Raw genomic sequence first — 3,984 nt, 5'->3', positions numbered from 1 at the left:
CCAACAGAGGTCCATTAGGCAGCCACTCACACTATGCGCATGGCTATTTTACATTTCCAAAGCTGGAAGGAGAGATTGCTCCACGCATGAAGTTCAGGGGCAAAGAGGTTCTTACCTGGAGCCTTAATAACTACCTGGGCCTTGCTAACCACCCGGAAGTACGTAAAGCGGATGCGGATGCGGCGGCAGAGTGGGGGATGGCTTACCCAATGGGAGCGCGTATCATGTCAGGCAACTCCAATCTGCACGAGAAACTGGAAGCAGATCTGGCTGATTTCGTACAAAAGCCGGATGCCTTGTTGCTTAACTTCGGTTATCAGGGAGTCGTGTCTATTATAGATGCTTTAGTTGACCGCCACGACGTGATTGTTTATGACGCCGAGTCACATGCCTGTATCATCGATGGTGTGCGCCTGCATCAGGGCAAGCGCTTTGTGTATGGCCACAACGACATGGCCAGCTTGGAGAAACAACTGGAGCGTGCTACCCGCTGGGCTGAGAACACGGGAGGTGCTATCCTGGTCATCACAGAAGGTGTATTTGGTATGTCCGGTAATCTGGGCAAGCTGGATGAGGTCGTAAAACTGAAAGAAAAATTCAGTTTCCGCCTGATGGTAGACGATGCACACGGCTTCGGTACCATGGGTAAGACAGGTGCCGGTACAGGTGAACACCTGGGTTGCCAGGACGGGATTGACGTATACTTTTCAACTTTCGCCAAGTCTATGGCCAGCATCGGTGCCTTTGTGGCCGCTGATGAGCAAGTGGTAGAATACTTGCGCTACAACACACGTTCCCAGATTTTTGCCAAGTCACTGCCCATGCCGCTGACGGTGGGCGCTATCAAGCGTCTGGAACTGCTGCGCACCAACCCGGAACTGAAAGACAAGCTGTGGGAAGTAGTACACGCCCTGCAAAGCGGCCTGCGCGAGAAAGGCTTCAACATCGGTACCACTGAGTCGCCTGTGACGCCTGTCTTCCTGAACGGTCAGATTCCGGATGCAACGCAACTGACACTGGACCTTCGTGAGAACTACAGCATCTTCTGCTCGATTGTGGTGTACCCGGTAGTACCGAAAGATGTGATCATGCTGCGCCTGATCCCGACTGCTGTGCATACCCTGGAGGATGTTAAAGAAACTATCGCAGCATTCGAAAAGATTGCACAAAAACTAGATAAAGGCCTATACTCGAAGTCAACTGTAACGGCTTAATTTGCTTCAGGGGCATATATTAAAATTCCTTAATCTTTGTTTGTTATCATTTAATGTGTATATTAGAGCAGTAAAAACATTTGTTTCACTATAATAATAACACTAATGAACAACAACTTTAGCAAACTCAAGGACCTGGTTATGTCTATGGAAGCAGACTTCGAAAAGTTCTATGACAAGAACAACGCTGCTGCCGGTACTCGTGTACGTAAGGGTATGCAAGACCTGAAGAACATGGCTCAGGACATCCGCAAAGAAGTTCAGGACATGAAAAACACCACTCCTGAGAAGAAATAATAAGCTTTTTAGGTAAGTCAAATAAAAAAGGTGATCTGAATAGATCACCTTTTTTATTTGTAATGTCTTGAATATTAGTTAATTAACCGATAACAGGTAGTAGTTCTTCTTTCCCTTCTGCACAACCAGGTACTTTTGCTGCAGGAGTTCGTAGTTTACCTGCTCTTCCGGGCTCTGCAGCTTCTGGCGGTTGATGCTCACGCCGCCGTTCTTGATCATGCGCTTTGCCTCGCCCTTGGATTCAAAAATCTGCCCTCCTGTAATCTCAGACAATAAATCACTGACAGTGGCCGCCGTTTCGTACTCGTTGCGGGCCACTTCGATCTGGGGAACGCCTTCGAATACGGACAGCAAAATATCCTCGCGGAGGCCCTTCAGCGTCTCTAAATCGCCTTTTCCAAATAAAATTTCTGATGCTTCAACCGCTGCCATATACTCTTCTTCGGAGTGCACGCGAATTGTAACATCCTTAGCCAGGGCTTTCTGCAAAACGCGCAGGTGTGGCGCCTGTTTGTGCTCTTCGATTATGCGCTCAATCTCTTCCTGTGGCAGCAGCGTGTATACCTTTATCAGCTTCTCGGCTTCCTCATCCGACAGGTTGAGCCAGAACTGGTAGAACTTGTAAGGAGAGGTCAGGTTCGGATCGAGCCATACGTTGCCGCCTTCCGATTTGCCGAATTTAGTGCCATCCGATTTGGTCACCAGTTTGCCCACCAGGGCAAAGGCTTTGCCACCGTCGATACGGCGGATCAGTTCTGTACCTGTCGTGATGTTTCCCCATTGGTCAGAAGCTCCCATCTGGAGGCGTACGTTCTTATGCTTGTAGAGATGGTAAAAGTCGTAGCCCTGAATCAGCTGGTAAGAGAACTCCGTGAAAGAAAGGCCTTCGGCGCGTTCGCCTTCCTCATCGGCACTGATGCGCTTCTTTACCGAGTCTTTCGCCATCATATAATTTACCGTCAGGTGCTTGCCCACCTCACGCAGGAAGCCCAGGAAGCTGAACTCCTTGAACCAGTCGTAGTTGTTCACGATCTCGGCAGAGTTGGCGCCGCTGTTGAAATCCAGGAACTTCTCCAGCTGCCGGCGTATACCTGCTTGGTTGGCTTGCAGGGTGTTTTCATCCAGCAGATTTCGTTCTGCAGATTTTCCGGAAGGATCGCCGATCATACCGGTGGCACCGCCCACCAAAGCTACCGGTTTGTGGCCAGTTCGCTGCAGGTGTACCAGCAGCATGATGGTGGCTAGGTTGCCAATGTGCAGGGAAGAGGCTGTCGGGTCAAACCCGATGTATCCCGTCGTCATTCCGGATGCCAGTTGTTCTTCTGTGCCGGGCATGAAATCGTGGAGCATGCCCCTCCATCTTAATTCTTCTATTAGATTCATGTAATTCGTAGTCGTCTATTCCGGACAAATATAAAAAAGAGTTGGCAGAATCGCGGGAAGTGACTGAAAGGATGTTCAGCAATGAAGTGATTTTGTCCTTTGCCACGCTATACCTATACCTTTACAGAGGTATAGCTGCCCTGTGCATGGCACCCTCCAAAAGCATAAGCTGCGCCTTGATGTACACTATTTGATTAACCGAATCGATTCAACTTCCAAACTATAGGGTTTGTTATAGGCTGCTGGGTTTATGCCATGTCCTACTGTCACCTCTACTTTTTCAACCTGGTTTAGCTGAAAAGCACCTGCTTTGCTATTATTAAACCAGAAGGGGTGGAACCCCGGGTAGGGCCTTGGCAGCAGCATGAAGCGGTCTGGCTTCAGTGTATTGAGTGGAATTTCTATATCCCGCAGCGTATTGTTGAGCGTAACCGTAGCCGAATGAGCTGTAGCGTCGGCCGAGATAAAGGTTATTTTCACCTGTAAGGGTTCAGCACCGGCTGTACGTCCCCGGATTACGATCTTGCTGAAAGCCCCGGATTCAGTCTTCCTGCCTTCCAGCTTATCGGCGATGTAGTGTTGCCAGCCTAGAAGGTGTTCCCCGGTGGTCAGGTCTTTGCTGGTGAGCTTCAGAATTAATTGACCAGGCTTTTCAGCCGTGATGAGCTGTCTTTCATCGCTGCGCCACAGGTTGGGGTATACCATCAGGCTGCGGTCCTTACCGGCATTGAATATTTCAAGCGCTCCGTTTTCAGCCGCCACATACGTTTGCCAGGTATCGTTCTGGTAGTAGTCCCAGGCGAAAGGGTTGCCTTTGTGATTGCCCGGGAAAGTGGTGTAGTCATTCTCACCTTGCTGCACCACGATCCGGTAGGTGACCATACCGGGTGTCAGAACTTCTGCCGGCACTGCAGCGCGGAAGGTATAGGCATCCTGTCGTTCCATCCGGATGGTTTTCCAGACGCCCGACAGGTTGTTTAGGACGAGTGATAAGGTGGCTTCGGGAGCTATACCTACTACTTGCGCGCTTAGCGTGAAGGGTTTACCTGCTGACACTTCGCCTAGCGGTTCATGCTCTACAAAAGGATCT

General features: G+C 49.9%; 3 protein-coding genes and 1 pseudogene. 2 read left to right on the top strand and 2 right to left on the bottom strand.

All coding sequences use genetic code 11. From position 1 onward, the window contains the following. Both OB13_RS18150 and OB13_RS18145 read left to right on the top strand, forming a co-directional pair. Positions 1 to 1,214: aminotransferase class I/II-fold pyridoxal phosphate-dependent enzyme (locus tag OB13_RS18150; protein WP_461491599.1), on the top strand; the 1,214-nt coding region annotated here is incomplete at its 5' end. A 105-nt stretch (positions 1,215 to 1,319) separates the two neighbouring features. Continuing rightward, positions 1,320 to 1,511 (top strand): histone H1, encoded by a 192-nt coding sequence (locus tag OB13_RS18145; RefSeq protein WP_461491598.1) that lies wholly within the window; start codon positions 1,320 to 1,322, stop codon positions 1,509 to 1,511. Positions 1,512 to 1,589: 78 nt separating this feature from the next. On the opposite strand, the gene tyrS is transcribed toward OB13_RS18145, so the two are convergent. Further along, positions 1,590 to 2,894, bottom strand: a complete 1,305-nt coding sequence (gene tyrS, locus OB13_RS18140) for a tyrosine--tRNA ligase (protein WP_461491597.1) — start codon at positions 2,892 to 2,894, stop codon at positions 1,590 to 1,592. A 186-nt stretch (positions 2,895 to 3,080) separates the two neighbouring features. Then, positions 3,081 to 3,984: pseudogene (locus OB13_RS18135) on the bottom strand (membrane or secreted protein); the annotation flags it as partial.

This window comes from Pontibacter sp. HJ8, from assembly GCF_054824225.1.
Note: the sequence above shows the minus strand (reverse complement) of the source record. Positions and strands in the feature narration are given on the sequence as shown.